The 19144-nt window shown below is 72.0% G+C and carries 16 protein-coding genes; 9 read left to right on the forward strand and 7 right to left on the reverse strand.

The window, feature by feature from the left end:
- Nucleotides 1-106: 106 nt before the first annotated feature.
- Nucleotides 107-532 carry an alternative ribosome rescue aminoacyl-tRNA hydrolase ArfB gene (gene arfB, locus ACQP1K_RS14720; protein WP_433496249.1) on the forward strand — a complete coding sequence of 142 codons (426 nt, stop codon included), beginning with the start codon at nucleotides 107-109 and terminating at the stop codon, nucleotides 530-532.
- 238 nt (nucleotides 533-770) lie between these two features.
- On the opposite strand, the gene ACQP1K_RS14725 is transcribed toward arfB, so the two are convergent.
- Nucleotides 771-1562, reverse strand: coding sequence for an HAD-IIA family hydrolase (locus ACQP1K_RS14725; protein WP_433496250.1), 792 nt, complete (start codon nucleotides 1560-1562; stop codon nucleotides 771-773).
- A gap of 93 nt (nucleotides 1563-1655) precedes the next feature.
- Here ACQP1K_RS14725 and ACQP1K_RS14730 point away from each other — a divergent pair, with 93 nt between their 5' ends.
- From ACQP1K_RS14730 to ACQP1K_RS14740, 3 genes are read left to right on the forward strand one after another with little or no spacing between them, the layout of a single operon-like run.
- Complete coding sequence (locus ACQP1K_RS14730) at nucleotides 1656-2699, forward strand: LLM class flavin-dependent oxidoreductase (protein ID WP_433496251.1); 1044 nt, start codon at nucleotides 1656-1658, stop codon at nucleotides 2697-2699.
- A 26-nt stretch (nucleotides 2700-2725) separates the two neighbouring features.
- A complete protein-coding gene (locus ACQP1K_RS14735) occupies nucleotides 2726-3646 on the forward strand; it encodes a phosphotransferase family protein (protein ID WP_433496252.1) in 921 nt (306 codons plus the stop codon).
- A 30-nt stretch (nucleotides 3647-3676) separates the two neighbouring features.
- Nucleotides 3677-3940, forward strand: a complete 264-nt coding sequence (locus tag ACQP1K_RS14740; protein ID WP_433496253.1) for a zf-TFIIB domain-containing protein — start codon at nucleotides 3677-3679, stop codon at nucleotides 3938-3940.
- A gap of 1 nt (nucleotide 3941) precedes the next feature.
- Here ACQP1K_RS14740 and ACQP1K_RS14745 read toward each other — a convergent pair whose 3' ends face one another.
- The gene (locus ACQP1K_RS14745; RefSeq protein ID WP_433496254.1) at nucleotides 3942-5531 is read right to left on the reverse strand and encodes an ABC-F family ATP-binding cassette domain-containing protein; all 1590 of its coding nucleotides are present in this window, start codon (nucleotides 5529-5531) and stop codon (nucleotides 3942-3944) included.
- 386 nt (nucleotides 5532-5917) lie between these two features.
- Between ACQP1K_RS14745 and efeU the strand changes: the two genes are divergently transcribed.
- From efeU to efeB, 3 genes are read left to right on the forward strand one after another with little or no spacing between them, the layout of a single operon-like run.
- Nucleotides 5918-6760 (forward strand): iron uptake transporter permease EfeU, encoded by an 843-nt coding sequence (gene efeU, locus ACQP1K_RS14750; protein ID WP_433496255.1) that lies wholly within the window; start codon nucleotides 5918-5920, stop codon nucleotides 6758-6760.
- A gap of 21 nt (nucleotides 6761-6781) precedes the next feature.
- The gene (gene efeO / locus ACQP1K_RS14755; RefSeq protein WP_433496256.1) at nucleotides 6782-7915 is read left to right on the forward strand and encodes an iron uptake system protein EfeO; all 1134 of its coding nucleotides are present in this window, start codon (nucleotides 6782-6784) and stop codon (nucleotides 7913-7915) included.
- Nucleotides 7912-9171, forward strand: coding sequence for an iron uptake transporter deferrochelatase/peroxidase subunit (gene efeB, locus ACQP1K_RS14760; RefSeq protein WP_433496257.1), 1260 nt, complete (start codon nucleotides 7912-7914; stop codon nucleotides 9169-9171). The genes efeO and efeB overlap by 4 nt, the downstream gene beginning before the upstream one ends.
- A 313-nt stretch (nucleotides 9172-9484) precedes the next feature.
- On the opposite strand, the gene meaB is transcribed toward efeB, so the two are convergent.
- From meaB to ACQP1K_RS14780, 4 genes are all read right to left on the reverse strand, one after another.
- Nucleotides 9485-10444 carry a methylmalonyl Co-A mutase-associated GTPase MeaB gene (meaB, locus tag ACQP1K_RS14765; RefSeq protein WP_433496258.1) on the reverse strand — a complete coding sequence of 320 codons (960 nt, stop codon included), beginning with the start codon at nucleotides 10442-10444 and terminating at the stop codon, nucleotides 9485-9487.
- A complete protein-coding gene (gene scpA, locus ACQP1K_RS14770; protein WP_433501557.1) occupies nucleotides 10441-12585 on the reverse strand; it encodes a methylmalonyl-CoA mutase in 2145 nt (714 codons plus the stop codon). Before scpA ends, meaB begins: the two co-directional genes overlap by 4 nt.
- Before the next feature lie 14 nt (nucleotides 12586-12599).
- Nucleotides 12600-14375 carry a methylmalonyl-CoA mutase family protein gene (locus ACQP1K_RS14775; protein WP_433496259.1) on the reverse strand — a complete coding sequence of 592 codons (1776 nt, stop codon included), beginning with the start codon at nucleotides 14373-14375 and terminating at the stop codon, nucleotides 12600-12602.
- A gap of 210 nt (nucleotides 14376-14585) precedes the next feature.
- A complete protein-coding gene (locus tag ACQP1K_RS14780) occupies nucleotides 14586-15359 on the reverse strand; it encodes a peptidoglycan recognition protein family protein (RefSeq protein ID WP_433496260.1) in 774 nt (257 codons plus the stop codon).
- A 346-nt stretch (nucleotides 15360-15705) separates the two neighbouring features.
- Here ACQP1K_RS14780 and ACQP1K_RS14785 point away from each other — a divergent pair, with 346 nt between their 5' ends.
- Both ACQP1K_RS14785 and ACQP1K_RS14790 read left to right on the forward strand, forming a co-directional pair.
- Nucleotides 15706-16908 carry a DUF5925 domain-containing protein gene (locus ACQP1K_RS14785; RefSeq protein ID WP_433496261.1) on the forward strand — a complete coding sequence of 401 codons (1203 nt, stop codon included), beginning with the start codon at nucleotides 15706-15708 and terminating at the stop codon, nucleotides 16906-16908.
- A gap of 325 nt (nucleotides 16909-17233) precedes the next feature.
- Nucleotides 17234-18052, forward strand: coding sequence for a DUF4253 domain-containing protein (locus ACQP1K_RS14790; RefSeq protein ID WP_433496262.1), 819 nt, complete (start codon nucleotides 17234-17236; stop codon nucleotides 18050-18052).
- On the opposite strand, the gene ACQP1K_RS14795 is transcribed toward ACQP1K_RS14790, so the two are convergent.
- The gene (locus ACQP1K_RS14795; RefSeq protein WP_433496263.1) at nucleotides 18015-19079 is read right to left on the reverse strand and encodes a lactonase family protein; all 1065 of its coding nucleotides are present in this window, start codon (nucleotides 19077-19079) and stop codon (nucleotides 18015-18017) included. The two genes, ACQP1K_RS14790 and ACQP1K_RS14795, sit on opposite strands and share 38 nt — an antisense overlap.
- Between the last annotated feature and the right edge of the window lie 65 nt (nucleotides 19080-19144).

Raw genomic sequence — 19144 nt, forward strand, 5'->3', positions numbered from 1 at the left:
CAAGTCCGATTTGCGGCAATAAATAACGAGCGCGAGCGGCTTTACGGGGATAAGTTTATTGAGCCGCGAACAAGCCGGCCCGATGTCCTGGTGGAGAGGGGGGATCATGCCAGATCCGTTGTACGTCCGCGGCTCGGTCGTCATCGCGGAGGCCGAGCTCGCCTGGCGTTTTTCGCGATCGTCCGGTCCCGGCGGCCAGGGCGTCAACACCACGGACAGCCGGGTCGAGCTCTGCTTCGACGTGGCGGCCACGACCGCGCTCGGACCCGCGCTCAAGGCACGCGCCCTCGACCGGCTCGCGCCCCGCCTCGTCAACGGTGTGATCACCGTGACGGCCTCCGAGCACCGCTCGCAGCTGCGCAACCGTGAGGCCGCCCGGGCGCGGCTGGCCCGTCTGCTGCGTGAGGCGATCGCACCGCCGCCGAAGAAGCGGCGCGAGACCAGGCCGTCCAAGGGCTCGATCGAGCGGCGCCTCACCGCCAAGAAACAGCGTTCCGACCTCAAACGCCTCCGCCGCACCCCCAGGCCGTGATCTTGCGAATACTCGCACGCAGGCACCGTACGCAGGTATTTCACGTTCGTGATCTTGCAGTTCCTCGCAGAGACATCCGCTGACCAGGGAAAACCCGATCCGTGATCTTGCACTACTCCGCCAAGTGCAAGATCAGCTGACGCATGGGCGCAGGCCAGACGGCCCACCTGCGAGAAAGTGCAAGATCACGGAGTTGGTTCGCGCAGGTCAGGGGGCAGGCCTGCGAGCAAGTGCAAGATCACGGGGTGGGGTGGACGAGGTCGATGAGGTCGGCGACGGAGTCGACGACCTGGGAGGGCCGGAACGGATAGCGGTCTATCTGGTCCTGCTGCGTCACCCCGGTGAGCACGAGGATCGTGTGCAGGCCCGCCTCGATCCCGCAGACCACGTCGGTGTCCATCCGGTCGCCGATCATCGCGGTGCTCTCGCTGTGCGCGTCGATCCGGTTGAGCGCGCTGCGCATCATCATCGGGTTCGGCTTGCCCACGAAGTACGGCTCCACGCCGGTCGCCTTCGTGATCATCGCGGCGACCGCGCCGCACGCGGGCAGCGATCCCTCGTGCGACGGCCCGATCGGGTCGGGATTGGTCGCGATGAACCGCGCGCCGTTCTCGATCAGCCGGATCGCGCGGGTTATCGAGGTGAAGCTGTAGGTCCTGGTCTCGCCGAGCACGACGTAGTCGGGATCTAGATCTGTCAGGACATAACCGCATTCGTGCAACGCGGTGGTGAGCCCCGCCTCGCCGATCACGTAGGCCGAGCCCTCCGGGCGCTGATCGGCCAGGAACTGGGCGGTGGCCAGGGCGGAGGTCCAGATCGCCTCCGGCGGCACCTCCAGGCCGGCGGCGCGCAGCCGTACGGACAGGTCACGGGGCGTATAAATAGAGTTATTCGTCAGGACAAGGAACCGTTTGCCCGACTCGCGCAGCCGCTTGATGAACTCGTCCGCCCCCGGCACCGGATGTCCCTCATGGACCAGGACGCCGTCCATGTCGGACAGCCACGACTCGATCGGCCTGCGCTCGCTCATGGGTCCAAGAATGACAGCTTCCGCCTGCACCAGACGAATCCGGCAGAACACACCCGATGGAATTTTCACCGCGCTCCCCGGGTTGCCGCGACCATGAGCATGGACAACATCCACGGCCTGCCGCGCGGGACGGCCACGGTGCCGCTGTCGATCCTCGAACTCGCGACCGTCGGCGAGGGAGGCTCGCCGGCCGAGGCGCTCGGCGTCGCCACCGAGCTGGCCCGGCGCGCCGAGGAGTGGGGCTATCACCGCCTCTGGGTGGCCGAGCACCATGGGATGCCGGGGGTGGCGAGCTCCTCGCCCGCCGTGCTCATCGCGCACCTGGCAGCGGCGACCCGCACGATCCGGATCGGCTCGGGCGGGGTGATGCTGCCCAACCACGCCCCGCTGGTGATCGCCGAGCAGTTCGGCACCCTGCACGCGCTGCATCCGGGCCGCATCGACCTCGGCCTCGGCCGCGCCCCGGGCACCGACATGGCCACGGCGAACGCGCTGCGCCGCTCGGCCGAGGTGAACCCCGACGACTTCCCGCAGCAGCTCGACGAGCTGACCCGCTTCCTCGACGGGTCCTTCCCGCAGGGTCACCCGTACGCGAAGATCCAGGCCGTGCCGCGCGGGGCCGACCGGCCGCCGATCTGGCTGCTCGGCTCCAGCGGGTTCAGCGCCCGCCTCGCCGGGCTGCTCGGGCTGCCGTTCGCGTTCGCCCACCATTTCAGCGCGGCCAACACGGAGCCGGCGCTCGAGCTGTACCGTTCCTGTTTCCGGCCTTCGGAGGTGCTCGCCGAGCCGTACGCGATGATCGGCGTGTCGGCCGTCGCGGCCGACACCGAGGCGGAGGCGCTGCGGCAGGCCATGGCGGGCGCGCTGTCCTGGCTGCACCTGCGCTCGGGCCGCCCTGGCCGGATGCCCACCCCCGAGGAGGCGGAGGCCTACCCCTACAGCCCGCTGGAGCTGGAGTTCGTCCGCGAGCGGCTGTCCACGGTCGTGCACGGCGACGCCGAGCGGGTGCGGGCCGAGCTGGACGAGCTGCGCGGCCGCACCGGCGCGGACGAACTCATGATCACCACACAGGTGCACGGCGGCGCGGCCCGCCTGCGCAACTACGAGCTGATCGCCAAGGTGTACGGCATGCCGTAGATCCGGATCACCTTAGAGTTCGATCTGTGCACGCCCCCCGCGCTTCCGCCCCGCCCCCGCTCGACGAGCTCGTACGGCTCGCGCCGCCGGGCGCGCGGGCGGCCGGTCCCGTGACCGTGCTCAAGGAGACCCGGGTGCTGGTGGTCCGGGTCGGCGACGTCGTCGTCAAGGCCCACCCGCCGGAGACCGACGAGGCGGGACTGCGCGCCAGACTGGCGGCCGTACGGCGGCTGCCCGAGATCATGCTCACCCCGCTCGCGCTGCACCGGCTGGACGGCGAGCCGCCGTACGGGGGCCGGCTCGTCACCATCTGGCCGGCGGGCGTCCCTCTGACCCCAGACGACCTGGACGGGAGCGGCCCGGAGTCCCACGGCGGCGGATCGCCGTGGGAGGAGGGCGGGCGGCTGCTCGCCCTGCTGCACGCCCATCCCCCGCCGGCCGGGCTGCCTCCGGCGGGCGGGCCCGCCAGGGTGGCCAGGGCCGTCGCCGGGCTCGCCGAGACGGGCGCCCCCGCCCGGGTCCTCGCCCCGATCCGGGAGGCGTACGCCGCGCTGCCGCGGGGGCCGGGGCTGCCGCCGCGGCTGACGCACGGCGACTGGCATCTCGGCCAGCTCGTCGAGCATCGGGGCCGCTGGCTGCTCATCGACCCCGACGACCTCGGCGTGGGCGACCCGGCGTGGGACCTGGCCCGCCCCGCGGCGTGGTTCGCCGCCGGGCTGCTGGAGCCGGAGACCTGGGAGCGCCTCCTGTCCGCCTACCTCGCCGCGGGCGGCACCGCCGTGTCCTCCGGCGATCCGTGGCGGGAACTCGACGCGCCGGCCCGGGCGTTGACGGTCCAGTTGGCCGCGACGGCCGTGGCGACGGCGACGAGGGCGGGCGAACCCCTCGACGACGTGGCCGCGGCGATGGTGTCCTCGTGCGAGAGGATCGCCGCGGCCGGCCGGTGACGGATTCGACGACGCAGGGAGACGCAGTTGATGGAGTGCCCGAAGTGCCGCGGCGACATGCGGACGTACGAGCGCAACGGTGTCCGCATCGAGCAGTGCGACAACTGCCGGGGGATCTTCCTCGACCACGGCGAGCTGGAGACGCTGACCCGGCTGGAGTCCCAGTGGGCGCAGCAGCACTACGCGCCGCCGCCGCCGCCCGCCCCCGGCGGCCCGGCCTGGGGCGCGCCGCACCACGGGCACTACGGCCACCGCCGCCAGCGCAGCTGGGTGGGCATGCTGTTCTCCAGCTGAGTCAGGTGTCCGTCAGCCCCTCCGGCCCCACCGTCAGCCACCTGGTGATCCCGACGGACTCCAGGAACGGCAGATCGTGGGCGGCCACGATCAACGCGCCGCGATAGGCCGACAGCGCCTGCGCGAGCACCCGGACGCCGGCCAGATCGAGGTTGTTGGTCGGCTCGTCCAGCAGCAGGAGCTGCGGGGCGGGCTCGGCCAGCAGGAGCGCGGCGAGCACGGCGCGGAACCGCTCCCCGCCCGACAGCGTGCCGGCCGCCCGCTCGGCCCGGTCGCCGCGGAACAGGAACCTGGCGAGCCCGGCCCTGACCGCGTTCACCGGCGCGGCCGGGGCGACGGCCCGCACGTTGTCGACCAGGCTCAGCGAGTCGTCGAGCACGTCGAGCCGCTGCGGCAGACAGCGCACGGGGACCCCGGCCCTGACCGTCCCCTCCACCGGCGGGATCTCTCCCGTGATCGTACGGAGCAGCGTGGTCTTGCCCGCCCCGTTACGGCCGAGCAGCGCGATCCGCTCCGGGCCCCCGACGATCAGGTCGCCGACGGGGCCGGCGGCCGTACGGACGCCGTCGAGGACGAGGACCGTGCGACCGGCCGGGACCGTCGTGGCGGGCAGCTCCACCCTGATCTCGGAGTCGTCGCGGAGCGCGTCCTCCGCCTCGGCCAGCCGCTCGCGCGCCTCAGACAGCTTCTCCTCGTGCATGGTGCGGTGCTTGCCGGCCGACACCTGGGCCTGTCGCTTGCGCTCCTGCATGATGATCTTCGGCTCGCGTTTGTTCTCGTACATCTTGGTGCCGTACCGCACCCTGCGCGACAGCTTGGCCTGCGCCTCGGCCAGCTCGCGCCGCCGGCGGCGCACGTCGCCCTCCGCGGCCCGGACCGCACGCTCGGCGGCCTCCCTCTCGACGGCCAGCACCTGCTCGTACTCGCTCAGCGTGCCGCCGAACGTCCGCGCGGCCGGCAGATCGGCGATCTGGTCGACCAGTTCGAGCAACGCACGGTCGTGGCTGACCACGACCAGCGTCCTCGTCCAGGACGAGACGGCGTCGTACAGCCGCCGTCTGGCGTCCAGGTCGAGGTTGTTCGTCGGCTCGTCGAGCAGGAGGATCTCCGGTTCCGCGAGGAACCGTGCGGCGAGCCCGACCAGCATCGTCTCTCCGCCGGAGAGCGTGGCGACCGTCCGGTCGAGGTCCACCTCGCCGAGGCCGAGCCGGTCGAGCTCGGCGCGGGCGCGCTCCTCGACGTCCCAGATCACCGCGTCGAAGTTCGCCTCGCTGAGATCCCCGCGCTCGATCGCGTGCAGGGCCCGCCGGGCGGGGGTGATCCCGAGCAGGTCCGCGACCGTACGGCTCGCGCCGAGCGGCAGGTTCTGCGGCAGGTAGCCGACGCCGCCGGTCACGCCGACGGTGCCTGCCGAGGGGGTCAGCTCTCCGGCGATGATCCTGAGCAGCGTCGACTTTCCCGACCCGTTGGCCCCGATGAGCCCGGTGCGGCCGGTGCCGAATGCGAATCGGAGGTCCTCGAATACGGCGGAACCGTCGGGCCAATAAAAGGACAAATCGGTGCAGACAACTGAAAAAGACACAGAAGACATGGGCGGCTCCCCGGACGTGAGCGGTGACGACGGATATGCGCGTGGAGACACCGCGGGCACAGGCCGGGAATCGGGACGCCGCGAAGAAGGGCCCTGAGGTCGCTGCGCCAGGCCACCGGCAGGGCGGTGGTCGAGCGCGGTGTCGTGACCTCAGTGCTTCAACGAACCCTCCGGGAGAAGGCGGCAGGACACGAGCCAGGGTAAATAAGCAGCGGCCGGGGACGCCACTCATTTAACGGGGCCGGCGCGATCGGCACGCACCGGATTGCGCCCCGATTCCAAGGGGGAGATAAATGGCTACCCCCTCTGCACCGGCGTACGGATCCAGGAGTAAGGTAACCCTGGCCTAAGTTAGGTCAGGCTTATCGGCTCTCAGAGGGGGCACCGTGTTCGCGAGCTACCTGATCGGTCTGCGCGAAGGCCTGGAGGCGGCCCTCGTCGTCTCGATCCTGGTGGCCTTCCTGGTCAAGAGCGACAGCCGCGACCGGCTGCCGCTCGTATGGGCCGGGGTGGGCGCCGCACTCGCGCTGTCGATCGGGTTCGGCGCGCTGCTCACCTTCACCGCCACGCACCTCGCCTCGCAGCAGCAGGAGCTGTTCGACGCCGTCACCTCCCTCACCGCGACGATCTTCGTGACCTTCATGGTGTTCTGGATGCGTACGGCCGCGCGGCGGCTGTCGGGCGAGCTCCGCCAGAAGCTGAGCGAGGCCCTCCGGCTCGGCGCGACCGCGGTCGCCGTGGTCGCCTTCCTCGCCGTCGCAAGGGAAGGGCTGGAGACCGCGCTGCTGTGGTTCGCCGCCGTGCAGGGCGCCACCACCAGTGCCAGCCCGCTGATCGGCATCACCCTCGGGCTGCTGACCGCCGTCGCGATCGGCTGGGGACTGTACCGCAGCGCCCTGCGGATCAACCTCACCAGGTTCTTCACCTGGACCGGGCTGCTGCTGATCCTCGTCGCGGCGGGCATCTTCAAGTACGGAGTGCACGACCTGCAGGAGGCGGGCGTGCTGCCCGGGCTCGCCACCCACGCCTTCGACATCAGCGGCGTGCTCGACCCGGGGGCCTGGTACTCGACGCTCCTCAGCGGCATGTTCAACATCACCCCACAGCCGAGCGTGCTGGAGACCATCGCCTGGGTGGCCTACGCGGTGCCGGTCCTCTTCTTCTTCCTGAGGTCCTCCGGCCGGACGCCCGCCGCCCCGGTGCCCACACAGGCCCAGACCGCCGCCTGATCCGGAAATCACGGAGTCCACATGCGCACCCCCATCGCCACGGCCGCCGCCGCACTCGCCCTCGCCGGCCTCGCCGCCTGCTCATCCGCCGAGACGTCCTCCGGGGCGGACGGCGACGCCGCGGACAAGAAGATCACGGTCGCGGCCACCGACACCGAATGCGCCGTCGGCACGGCCGAGCTGCCCGCCGGCACCTCGACGTTCACCGTGACCAACAACGGCAGCAAGGTCACCGAGTTCTACGTCTACGCCGCGGGCGACCGGGTGATGGGCGAGGTCGAGAACATCGTCCCCGGCCTGACCCGCGACATGGTCGTCGAGCTCCCGCCCGGGTTGTACGAGACCGCGTGCAAGCCCGGCATGATCGGCAAGGGCATCCGGAACCCGCTCAAGGTCACCGGCGAGCACCGGCCACTGACACAGGACGCGCAGCTCGCCGCGGCGGTCGCCGGCTACAAGCGCTACGTCAAGAGCCAGTCGGACACGCTGCTCGTCAAGACGAAGGAGTTCGCCGATGCCGTCAAGGCCGGCGACGCCGAGAACGCCAAGCGGCTCTTCCCCGTGGCGAGGACGTACTGGGAGCGCATCGAGCCGGTGGCGGAGATCTTCGGCGACCTCGACCCGGCCATCGACGCACGGGAGAACGACGTGGCCGAGGGCGAGGAGTGGACCGGGTTCCACCGCATCGAGAAGGACCTGTGGGTCGGCAAGGACATCAGCGGGGACGGGCCGCTCGCCGACAAGCTGATGACCGACGTCACCACCATCGTCGAGAAGGCCAACGCGACCGACCTGTCGCCCGTGCAGCTCGCCAACGGCGCCAAGGAACTGCTCGACGAGGTCGCCACCGGGAAGATCACCGGTGAGGAGGACCGCTACTCCCACACCGACCTGTGGGACTTCGACGCCAACCTGCAGGGCAGCAAGGCCGCGGTCCAGGCGCTGCGGCCGGTGCTGGAGGAGCGGGCTCCCGACCTGGTGAAGACGCTCGACGAGAAGTTCGCCGCGGCCGAGCAGGCCCTGGAGCGGCACAGGTCCGGCGACGGCTGGCAGCTGCACACCGAGCTGTCCAAGGACGATCTGCGCCTGCTGTCCGACGCCATCAACGCCCTGGCCGAACCGATCAGCAAGGTGGCCGCGGTGGTGGCCAAGTGAGCGGGATCAGCCGGCGCGGGCTGTTCGGCCTGGGGGCGGCGGGCGTGGCCGCGGTCGGCGTCGCCGGCGCCGGCACGGTGGCCACCCGCTCACTGGCCGGCGGCCCGACGGCCGCCCAGGCCGCGTCGATCTCCGAGGCCGTCCCGTTCTACGGTCCCCACCAGGCGGGCATCGTCACCCCCGCCCAGGACCGGCTGCACTTCGTCGCGCTCGACGTGACCACCGTCAAGAGGGCCGAGCTCGTCGAACTGCTCCAGGAGTGGACGGCGGCCGCCGCCCGGATGACCCAGGGCAAGGACGCCGGTACGTTCGGCGCCCTCGGCGGCGACCCACAGGCCCCGCCCGACGACACCGGCGAGGCCCTCGGCCTGCCCGCCTCCGGTCTCACGCTCACCATCGGCTTCGGCCCCACCCTGTTCGACGACCGGTTCGGGCTCGCCGGCCGCAGGCCGCCGGCCCTGGCCGACCTGCCCGCGTTCCGCGGCGACGCGCTGCTGCCGGAGATATCGGGTGGCGACATCTGCGTCCAGGCCTGCGCCCACGACCCCCAGGTGGCCGTACACGCGATCAGGAACCTGGTCAGGATCGGGTTCGGCAAGGTCTCGGTCCGCTACTCCCAGCTCGGCTTCGGCCGTACGTCCTCCACCTCCCGCGCGCAGGCGACGCCGCGCAACCTGCTGGGCTTCAAGGACGGCACCGCGAACCTCAAGCTCGAGGACACCGAGATGCTCCGCGAGCACCTGTGGGCCGCCCCCGGTGACGGCCCGGCCTGGATGGACGGCGGCGCCTACCTGGTCACCCGGAAGATCCGCATGCACATCGAGACCTGGGACCGCGCCCCGCTGGCGGAGCAGGAGGCCATATTCGGCCGCGACAAGGGCGTCGGCGCGCCGCTCACCGGGAAGGCCGAGTTCGACGAGCCGGATCTCGCCAGGACCGGCCCCGACGGCAGGCCCGTGATCCCCGGCGACTCGCACATACGGCTCGCCCACCCGTCCGCGCACGGCGGCGCCCGCATCCTGCGCCGCGGCTACAACTATGTCGACGGCTCCGACGGCCTGGGCAGGCTCGACGCCGGGCTGTTCTTCATGGCCTACCAGCGCGATCCGCGCAGGCAGTTCGTCCCGATCCAGCGGGCGCTGGCCGCCGACGACTCGCTGAACGAGTACATCAAACACGTCTCCAGCGGCGTCTTCGCCTGCCCGCCGGGGCTCGCCGACGCCGGCGACTACTGGGGCCGCACGCTTCTCTCCTGACCATGGATGCTGACCATGGACGTGGCGTACGACCCCCGTCCAAAACGGATTCCCGTGATCTTGCGAATACTCGCACGCAATGCCAGGAGCAGGCACTTCTCGCTTCGTGATCTTGCAGTTTCTCGCAGACATATGCTTTGACCGGGGGAAACACGCTCCGTGATCTTGCACCCAGAACTGCAAGATCACGGAACCCATCAGCGCAGGTCAGATCGTACGTCTGCGAGCATCTGCAAGATCACGGGAAGGATCCGCGCAGGTCAGAAGGCATCCCTGCAAGAATTCGCAAGATCACGGGCAAGGGTGGGTGGGGTCACGGGGTGGGTGGGTTTCCGTCGAAGAAGGCGGCCAGGAGACGGTCGGCGGCGAGCGAGGGGGTGAGGCCGCCGTCGAGCACCTGGGCCTCGACCTCCGCCGCTATCGGAGCCGCCCGTTCCGCCAACCGGGAGAGCAGACGGTCCCTGGCCAGCGACCAGGTCCACTCGACCTGCTGGTGACGCCGCCTGGCGGACAGGTCGGTCTCCTCCTGGTGGCGTACGACCTGTTCCCACAGCTCGGCGAGACCGGTGCCGGTGAGCCCGCTGCAGGTCAGCACGGGGGTGTGCGACCGCAGCAGGCGCAGCGCCCCGGCCAGCTCGCGGGCGGCCCGGCGGGCCGCCATCTCGTGCTCGCCGTCGGCCTTGTTGACCGCGATCACGTCGGCCAGCTCCAGCACGCCCTTCTTGATGCCCTGGAGCTGGTCGCCGGTACGCGCCAGCGTGAGCAGCAGGAACGTGTCGACCATGTCGGCGACGGCGGTCTCGGACTGGCCGACGCCGACGGTCTCGACGAGCACCACGTCATAGCCGGCCGCCTCCACGATGACCATCGCCTCCCGGGTGGCCCGGGCGACGCCGCCGAGCGTGCCGGCCGTCGGCGACGGCCGGATGAACGCCCTGGGATCGGCGGCGAGTCTGGCCATCCGGGTCTTGTCGCCCAGGATGCTGCCGCCGCTGCGCCGCGAGGACGGGTCGACGGCGAGCACGGCCACCCGGTGGTCGCGCTCGGTCAGATAGGTGCCGAGCGACTCGATGATCGTCGACTTGCCGGCCCCCGGCACCCCGGAGATGCCCACCCTGCGCGCCTTGCCGGCGTGCGGGGTGAGCTCGACGAGCAGCCGCTGGGCGAGCTCACGGTGATCGGGCCGGGTGGACTCGACGAGCGTGATCGCCCGAGCGGTCCACCGCCGGTCCCCGGCCAGCACACCCGCGAGATAGTCCTCCATCGACGTCATGCCGCGCCGGGGTGGGCCAGGCGCGCGGACAGATCCTTGAGCAGCCCGTGCGCCGCGTCCGCGATGACCGTGCCCGGCGGGAAGACGGCGGCGGCCCCGGCCGCGCGCAGCTCGTCGACGTCGCCGGGCGGGATCACCCCGCCCACCACGATCATGATGTCGTCCGCGCCCAGCTCGGCCAGCGCCTCGCGCAGGGCAGGCACGAGGGTCAGGTGGCCGGCCGCCAGCGAGGAGACGCCGACGATGTGCACGTCGGCCTCGACGGCCTGCCGGGCGACCTCCTCGGGCGTCTGGAACAGCGGGCCGACGTCGACGTCGAAGCCGAGGTCGGCGAAGGCGCTGGCGATCACCTTCTGGCCGCGGTCGTGGCCGTCCTGCCCCATCTTGGCGACCAGGATGCGCGGCCTGCGGCCCTCGGCCTTCTCGAAGTCCGCGCACGCGGCCCTGACGTCGTCCACCGCGCCGCCGACCTCCTCCCGGTACACACCGGAGATCGTACGGATCTGCGCGGCGTGGCGTCCGAAGACCTTCTCCATGGCCTCGGAGATCTCCCCGACCGTCGCCTTGGCGCGGGCGGCCGTGACGGCGAGCTCCAGCAGGTTGCCGTTCCCGGCGGCGCCCTCGGTCAGCGCCTCCAAGGCCCTCGCCACCGCGGCCGGGTCGCGCTCCTCGCGCAGACGGCGCAGCTTGTCGAGCTGCTGGCGGCGTACCTCGGTGTTGTCGACCTTGAGCACGTCGATCTTCTCGTCGGCCTCGGGGCGATACTTGTTCACCCCGATTACGGGCTGACGCCCGGAGTCGATGCGCGCCTGGGTGCGGGCCGCGGCCTCCTCGATGCGCATCTTCGGCAGCCCGGCGTCGATCGCCTTGGCCATGCCGCCGGCGGCCTCGACCTCCTGGATGTGTCCCCACGCCCGCCGGGCGAGGTCGTGGGTGAGCCGCTCGACGTAGTACGACCCGCCCCAGGGGTCGATCGTGCGGCAGGTGCCGGACTCCTGCTGGAGGACGAGCTGGGTGTTGCGCGCGATCCTGGCCGAGAAGTCGGTCGGCAGCGCCAGCGCCTCGTCCAGCGCGTTGGTGTGCAGCGACTGGGTGTGCCCCTGGGTGGCGGCCATCGCCTCGACGCAGGTGCGCACCACGTTGTTGAACACGTCGTGCGCGGTCAGCGACCACCCGGAGGTCTGGCTGTGCGTGCGCAGTGACAGCGACCTGGGGTCGGCGGCCCCGAAGTCCTTCACGATGTTCGCCCACAGCAGGCGGGCGGCCCGCAGCTTGGCGACCTCCATGAAGAAGTTCATGCCGATGCACCAGAAGAACGACAGCCGCGGCGCGAACGCGTCGATGTCCAGACCCGCCCCGACGCCCGCCCGCAGGTACTCGATGCCGTCGGCGAGCGTGTACGCCAGCTCGAGGTCGCAGGTCGCCCCGGCCTCCTGGATGTGGTAGCCGGAGATGGAGATGGAGTTGAAGCGCGGCATGTTCGCCGAGGTGTAGGCGAAGATGTCGGAGATGATCCGCATCGACGGGCCCGGCGGGTAGATGTAGGTGTTGCGGACCATGAACTCCTTGAGGATGTCGTTCTGGATGGTCCCGGCCAGCTTGCCGGGGCCGACCCCCTGCTCCTCCGCCGCCACGATGTACAGCGCCAGGATCGGCAGCACCGCGCCGTTCATGGTCATCGACACGCTCATCCTGTCGAGGGGGATGCCCTCGAACAGCTGCCGCATGTCGTAGATCGAGTCGATCGCCACGCCCGCCATGCCGACGTCGCCCGCCACCCGCGGGTGATCGGAGTCGTACCCCCGGTGGGTGGCGAGGTCGAACGCGACCGACAGGCCCTTCTGCCCGGCCGCGAGGTTGCGCCGGTAGAACGCGTTGGACTCCTCCGCCGTGGAGAAGCCGGCGTACTGGCGGATGGTCCACGGCCGGGTGACGTACATCGTCGGGTACGGCCCGCGCAGGTACGGCGCCACGCCCGGATAGGTCTGGAGGAAGTCCAGCCCGTCGAGGTCGGCGGCCGTGTACAGCGGCTTGACCTCGATCCCCTCCGGGGTCTCCCACACCTCAGCGCCGGGCGACGCGGGCACGGGTACGGACTCCGTCCCCGTCCCCAGCTCAATTCCCGAAAAATCCGGAATCACCGAACGTTGGCGAGTCATCGGGTTACTCCAAGGTCGTCGAACGTCGTACGGAGCACGTCGAGCGCATCACATCCGGCGTACAGGTTGGCGTCCACATCTCCATGCTCGCCCTTGCCCGCCAGCCAGATCCGCCCGGCCCCGGCCGCACGCAGCGCGGCCGCCACGGCTGCGGCGTGCTCGCCGTACAACCGGTCGCTCGAGCACAGGCAGGCGACCGGGGTGCCGGCCGCGCGGAACGCCTCGGCGATCTCGGCCGGGTCCGTGGCCGCCCCGGAGGTCACGGTCTCGACGCCGCCGGCGGCGAACAGGTTGGCGGCGAACGTCGCGCGCGCGGTGTGCGCGGCGACGGGGCCGATCGTGGCGAGGAAGACCCTGGGCCGCCCGGCCTGCGCGTCGGCGAGATCGCGCAGCGCCTCGAACTCCCCGGCGTAGCGGATGCGCGGCAGCCCTCCGGCTCCGCCTGCCGAACCCTCGCCCGCGAGGCCGGGCCCGGACCGGCGGGCCGGTGTCTTCTCGGTCAGATCGGGGAACTCGCTGACGCCGGTGACGGGGTCGCGGCGGTGCGCGAGTGCCCGCGCCCGCCTGTCCCGGGTGGCCGCGATCCGCTCGGGGACGAGCCGGTCGAGGGCGGCGGCCATCCCGCCGGCGCGCTCGATCTCCTGGAACCACGCCCAGGCGCGCTCGGCCAGGTCGGCCGTGAGCCGCTCGACGTACCAGGAGCCGCCGGCCGGGTCGGTCACCCGGGCGACGCCGGCCTCCTCCGTCAGCAGCGCGTGGGTGTTGCGCGCGATCCTGCGGGCGAACGCGTCGGGCAGCCCGAGAACGGCGTCGAACGGCTGCACGGTCACCGCGTCGGCCCCGCCGACGCCCGCGCCGAAGCAGGCCAGGGTGGTGCGCAGCATGTTCACCCAGGGGTCGCGGGCCGTCATCATCGCCGACGACGTCACCGCGTGCTGAAGCTGGCCGCCGGGCCCGCCGACGACCTCGGCCACCCGGGCCCACAGCCGGCGCGCGGCCCGCAGCTTGGCGATGGTGAGGAACTGGTCGGCCGAGGCGGCGTAACGGAACTCCAGCAGACCCATCGCCTGTTCAACGGAGAGACCGGCGTCGGTCATGGCGCGCAGCGCGGCCACGCCGGCGGCGATCGAACAGCCCAGCTCCTCGACGTCGCCGCCGCCCGCGTCGTGGTACGGCAGGGCGTCGACGACGACCCCGCGCAGGGCGGGCTGCTCGGCCAGGGACCGCCGCAGCACCGAGATCCCCTCGGAGACGGCGGAAGGATCAAGCCCGAGGTTGCCGCCCGGAGCCGTCACACCACGCTCGGCCAGCAGGTCGAGGTACGCCCCCGCGACCGGGACCGCCCCGGCGCCCGCGTCGAGGACGACGGGGGCGAGGTCGAGGAGCACGCCGTCGAGCACTCGCGGCAGCACGCCGGGGCCGTCGCCGGCCGGCAGGTCGAGCCAGATCGAGGTGACCCCGCCGTCGAGGTCGGACAGCACCGCCTCGTTGGTCACGGCGGGGTCGGGGTGGGCGTGGCGCTGGCGCACGTCCCACTGATCGCCCGGCCGTACAATCCGGGGGGCGGCGGGCAGGTCGGCGGTGTCGTGCAGCGGCGCGATCGTCACGCCGTCGTGAGTAGTGGAGGAAAGCGCCTCCTCCACGTCGGCGGGTGTGGCGTCCTCGCCGAGGGCTCCTGACTTGCGCAGGACCCCGAGCGCGAGCGTGCGCCACTGCTCCCGCGAGCCGGGCGGGAACCCCGAGGCGATTTCCAGAGGTGGCACCGTCGTCATGCCAGGATGCTAGGCGGAGCGTCTCCGGAACCATGCTTCGGGGTCCGGGTTTCGTCCCGTCCGAAACCCGGATGCCGCACCACGGACCGCTCGGCACGCCGCAGGCCGAGCGAGCACGTCCGGCAGGCGAACGCCGCCGCGGTCGAGGCCTGCGCCGAGTCCGGCCCGTGCCGTACGGCTCGGCCCCGGGGGCCGGGGCCCACGGGCGGGTTACGGCTTGGCGGCGAGGACGGCGAAGGCGGCGTTCCAGGTCAGCGGCCCGACGATGCCGTCGGCGTCGAGGCCGGCGGCCTTCTGGAAGCGTACGCACACCGCCCTCGACGCCGGGCCGTAGGCGCCGTCGACCACGATGACGTATCCGATCCGCTTCATCCGCGCCTGCCAGGTCCGCACGTCGCCGCCGCGCATGACGGGCGGATACCTGAGCAGCCGTCCCGGCCACCTGGGCGCGGGCCGCGGGGACGTGCCGCCCTTCCCCGGCCGGGGGGCGCCCTTCCTGATCCAGGCGTAGAGGGGGTCGCCGGGGCAGTCGGTGGGGTAGCCGTCTCGATGGCCCTTGATCTCCCGACCGGCGCCGCCGTGCTCGCGCAGGTAGCCGATGGCGTCGAGGATGCCGTTCAGCATCCCGTCCGTCGGCTGGGTCAGCCCGGCGTTGCCGACCAGGCCGAGCACCGCGTAGTGACCCGAATTGAGTCCGGGGCCGTTGGCGGCCGGCAGGCGCTTCGGGCCGCGCCCCACAAATACCTTTCTATGGGGACAGGCGACCATTGAATAGCCGATATCCATCCAGCCGTTGCCGTCCATGTGGTGATTCTGGATCGATCTGACCATGGCCGCGCACCTGCCGTGGTCGTCCACGATCGACGGGTCCACCCGACCGCCCGTGTAGTGAACCTTCACCCCCTTCGCCGAGCTCAGCGGGGAGTAGGAGCCCTTCGGGCGACGGGCGCCCCACGCGGCGCGGGATACGAGGTCGATGGACACGAATCTCTCCGGGGAAACGATCGGCGGGACGACCGAGCCTAGTGAGATCACCCGGCCGGCTGCGCGCTTTCCAGGTTTTTCGCCCGTCCGATAAGTCGTGGACGCCTCCCTGCCGGCCATAAGGCGCTCATCCCGCCGCCACTCCAACCAGAACTCCAACGTGCCCCGTCCCGGCCGCGATCTCGCGAACACCCGCACACGCCGCCGTGAGCAGGCACTGGATCCGCGGAGGTCAGGAGGCGACGCCGGGAGAGCTCACGCGATCACGGCGGCGAGGAGGGGCCGGGATGGGGGATCCGTACGTAAACGCGTCGACATCGGGCCGTACAGCCGAGATCATGGGTGCATGTCCTTCCTTAAGGAGGTCCCCTTCACCCCCGATCCCCGGCAGCCCGGCCAGAATCAGCTCGGCCAGCGGCAGCCCACGCTGGAACGGCCCGACGCGGCGCCGGACCAGGTGCCGATGCGGGTGTGGATCGACGACACCGACAGCCCGGCCGACGTGATCGACGCACTGGCGCTGTCGCCGTTCGCGACCGGCGCCCAGCCCTGGTCGCGCACCACCCGCCTCGACCGGGTCCGGCCCGACGCGCCGATGACGGCGGCCGGCGGGCTGCTGCTGCGCGTGGCCCAGCACACCGACGGCCACGAGGCCCGTCTCGTCGCGGGCGACGGATGGACGTTGCGGGTGGTCCGCCACGTCAACCGGTCCGCCACGCTCACGGCGACGGCTGTCAGCGAGGAGCTGGCCGCGTCGGTCCTCGCCGAGGCGGTGCGGGACGCGACGGAGAGCGCCCCCGACGCCGACCACGTGAGCATGGGCTTCTGGTGGGCGTCGGTGCACGGCCCGCGCCGATCCGTCAAGCCGATCACCACGTCGCCCTGGCCGGAGATCAGGCGCAACTACCCACGGGCCGCCGTGCCCCGCCTGGACGCGCTGATGAAGACGGCGCCCGGTGACATCTGCGGCAGGTTGCTACTGCTGCACGGCCCGCCGGGCACCGGCAAGACCACGCTGCTGCGCACGCTCGCCAGGGAGTGGTCCGCCTGGTGCCAGGTCGACTGCGTGCTCGACCCCGAGCGGCTGTTCGGCGAGCCCGGCTACCTGATGGACGTGGCGGTCGGCTGGGACGGTCCTGACGAGGAGGACGACGAGCCGCGCTGGCGGCTGCTGGTGCTCGAGGACTGCGACGAGCTCATCCGCGCCGAGGCCAAGCAGTCCACCGGACAGGGCCTGTCCCGGCTGCTCAACCTCACCGACGGCCTGCTGGGCCAGGGCCGGGACGTACTCGTCGCGATCACGACGAACGAGGACCTCAGCCGGCTGCATCCCGCGGTCGTACGGCCCGGCCGGTGTCTCGCCCAGATCGAGATCGGCCGGCTCGACGCCGCCCAGGCCGCCGAGTGGCTGCGCGAGTCCGCACCGGAGACCGCCGCCGGCATGCCGGCGACCGGCTGCGGTGCGACGCTGGCCGAGCTGTTCGCCCTGCGCGACGGCCGCCGGGTCGACGAGCCGGACCCGCCCACGTCGACGGGGCAGTACCTCTGATCCGCCGGACGCCGCCGGATACGTGAACCATCCGATGCGGCGTCAGGGCGGAGACGGCGATCGGCCGGGTGGAGCCGCCCTCCGCGAGGCTCGCCCGGGTCGCGCAGGGCGGCTCCACCCGCGGATCGCGGCCGCGCCGGTCCTCGGCGCCCGCACGGTCACCATCCGCCCGGAGCACGTCTTCGCCGAAGCCGATCGCGGCGGCCGTGCGCGCCTCATCACGAAGATCGTCGCCGCGGGACCGTGCCGCCTGATTCTCCTCTGAGCCCGATCTCAACAGGATCCCTACAAGCGGAGACGGGCCGTGGTCCGACATTATTGGCGCATGTCGGTTCACGAGCAGCGGCGGCTTTCGGCGGACCTGGGCCTGCTCTTCGGCGACGGCGGCGGGAACAGGTGGGAACTGTCCGTCGAGCTTCCCCCCGGGACACTCGTGTGGCCGGACCCCGACTACGACCGGTGGCGCACCCATCACCGGCCCTCGTTCTGGCTCAGCGACGACCCCGTGCCGGCCGGGCTGTGGAGCCGTCTGCGCGCCGAGCACCGCAGGTCGGGGCTGTGGCCGGTGCTGCTGGAGGACGGCATGCAGCCCTGGTCGGCGGGGCAGATCGCACCGGACTCGCCGGACGAGATCGACCACTTCACCGCCGAGGGCTTCATGGCCGAGGCCTGGGCGGATCTCGCCGGGGACTACGAGGCGGAGCTGACGCCGTTCGGGATCGAGTGCCCCGGCCTGGCCGAGCCGGGGACGCCGGTGGCCGACCCCGGCATGGTCGCCGACTGGTACGCCGACGTCATCGCCGAGCGGATGACCCCGCTCGGGCTCGCAGCGGCGGCGCGGAGCGCCGACGCGCTGGTCGCCATCGGCTGGCAGGGCGCCCTGCACCACAACGAATGGACCGTGCCGCTGGCGGCCGTCCTGCGCAGCTGGGAGGACAGGTTCGGGGTGCGGCTGGTCGCCCTGGGCTTCAACACGATGGAGCTGAGCGTGGCCGCGCCGCCCGTCACGGCGGCGCACGCGCTGAGCGTGGCCGCCGAGCACTGGACGTTCTGCCCCGACGCCGTCTTCCAGGGGCCGGGAACGCTGGAGGACTACGCCGAGCAGATCATCGGCCAGAACTTCTGGTCGTTCTGGTGGGACTGACCCCGCGGGGTGCCGCCGGGCGCGGGAGCACGCAGGAGGGGGTGCCGACGCGGAGGGTCTCGCCGGTCGGCTGCGGGACGCCGTCCTTCAGCGCGAGCACGGACACCGTGTCCGACCGCTGGTTCGCCACGTAGAGGAGATCGCCGTCGATCGCGAAGTGCCTGGGCCAGCTTCCCCCGGAGGGCGTCTCCGCCACCGGGGTGAGGCGCGGCCCGTCGATCTCGAAGGCCGACACGGTGTCGGGTCCCCGGTTGCCCACGTAGAGGTGGCGGCCGTCCGGGGAGAGGGCGATGTGCGACGGGTGGTTGCGCTCCCCGCTGCCGCTGGCGGGCACCCGGCCGGCCTCGCGCCAGCCCTCGTCGTAGACGGCGACGCAGCCGTCCAGCTCTCCCGCCACGTACCAGTGGCCGCCGTGGTGGACGAGGTGGCGGGGGCCGCTGCCGGGGGCGAGCCGTACCGGGCCGCCGGGGTGCGGCCGCATGCCGGGCAGGAAGCGGCGCACCAGGTCGGCGCCGAGATCGGTGACGTGCAGCACACCGCCGGGGCCGAAGACGGCCTGGTGGGCGTGCGGCCCCTCCTGCCGTTCTGGGTCCGGGCCGCCGCCCTCGTGCCGGAACAGCAGCGGCTCCGGACCGGGCAGACCGTCCGGCCCGAGCCGGAACGCGGCGACGGTGCCGTCGCCGTAGTTGGCCACGACGAGCCAGGCCGCCTCCGGATCGAGCGCGAGGTGGCAGGGGGACGATCCCCCGCTCGGCAGCTCGGCCACCGGACGCGGGCCGTCGGCCTCGTCAGCGAACACGGCGACGCCGCCCTCGTCGCGCTCCAGCACGGCGTAGAGCAGCGGCAGCCGGGGATGGCCGATGACGAACGACGGCCCGGAGGCCGCGGCCTGCGCGAGCACCGAGAGATGCCCGCCGGCGTCGGCTCCGGCGACGGTGAGCCCGGGGCCGGACCCGTCCGTGTCGGGGGTGTATCCGCCGATCACCAGCCTCCCCGATCGTGTCGGCCGGGGCATGGGTCGGGACATCGTCACTCCTCGGGTCGGGGCCGCCGCTCGGCATGCTACCCATCCCGGGGAGAACGTCCCGCCGG

This window comes from Sphaerimonospora sp. CA-214678 (genome assembly GCF_050942215.1).
GTDB lineage: Bacteria > Actinomycetota > Actinomycetes > Streptosporangiales > Streptosporangiaceae > Sphaerimonospora.

What these genes read in the sequence shown, in the direction of transcription:
- ACQP1K_RS14745 (WP_433496254.1), bottom strand. Translation starts at nt 5,531, where the DNA reads ATGTCTTCTGTGTCTTTTTCAGTTGTCTGCACCGATTTGTCCTTTTAT.
- ACQP1K_RS14785 (WP_433496261.1), top strand. Translation starts at nt 15,706, where the DNA reads ATGTCCTTCCTTAAGGAGGTCCCCTTCACCCCCGATCCCCGGCAGCCC.
- ACQP1K_RS14790 (WP_433496262.1), top strand. Translation starts at nt 17,234, where the DNA reads ATGTCGGTTCACGAGCAGCGGCGGCTTTCGGCGGACCTGGGCCTGCTC.
- meaB (WP_433496258.1), bottom strand. Translation starts at nt 10,444, where the DNA reads ATGACGTCGATGGAGGACTATCTCGCGGGTGTGCTGGCCGGGGACCGG.
- ACQP1K_RS14740 (WP_433496253.1), top strand. Translation starts at nt 3,677, where the DNA reads ATGGAGTGCCCGAAGTGCCGCGGCGACATGCGGACGTACGAGCGCAAC.
- efeO (WP_433496256.1), top strand. Translation starts at nt 6,782, where the DNA reads ATGCGCACCCCCATCGCCACGGCCGCCGCCGCACTCGCCCTCGCCGGC.
- ACQP1K_RS14775 (WP_433496259.1), bottom strand. Translation starts at nt 14,375, where the DNA reads ATGACGACGGTGCCACCTCTGGAAATCGCCTCGGGGTTCCCGCCCGGC.
- arfB (WP_433496249.1), top strand. Translation starts at nt 107, where the DNA reads ATGCCAGATCCGTTGTACGTCCGCGGCTCGGTCGTCATCGCGGAGGCC.
- ACQP1K_RS14730 (WP_433496251.1), top strand. Translation starts at nt 1,656, where the DNA reads ATGAGCATGGACAACATCCACGGCCTGCCGCGCGGGACGGCCACGGTG.
- ACQP1K_RS14795 (WP_433496263.1), bottom strand. Translation starts at nt 19,079, where the DNA reads ATGTCCCGACCCATGCCCCGGCCGACACGATCGGGGAGGCTGGTGATC.
- ACQP1K_RS14725 (WP_433496250.1), bottom strand. Translation starts at nt 1,562, where the DNA reads ATGAGCGAGCGCAGGCCGATCGAGTCGTGGCTGTCCGACATGGACGGC.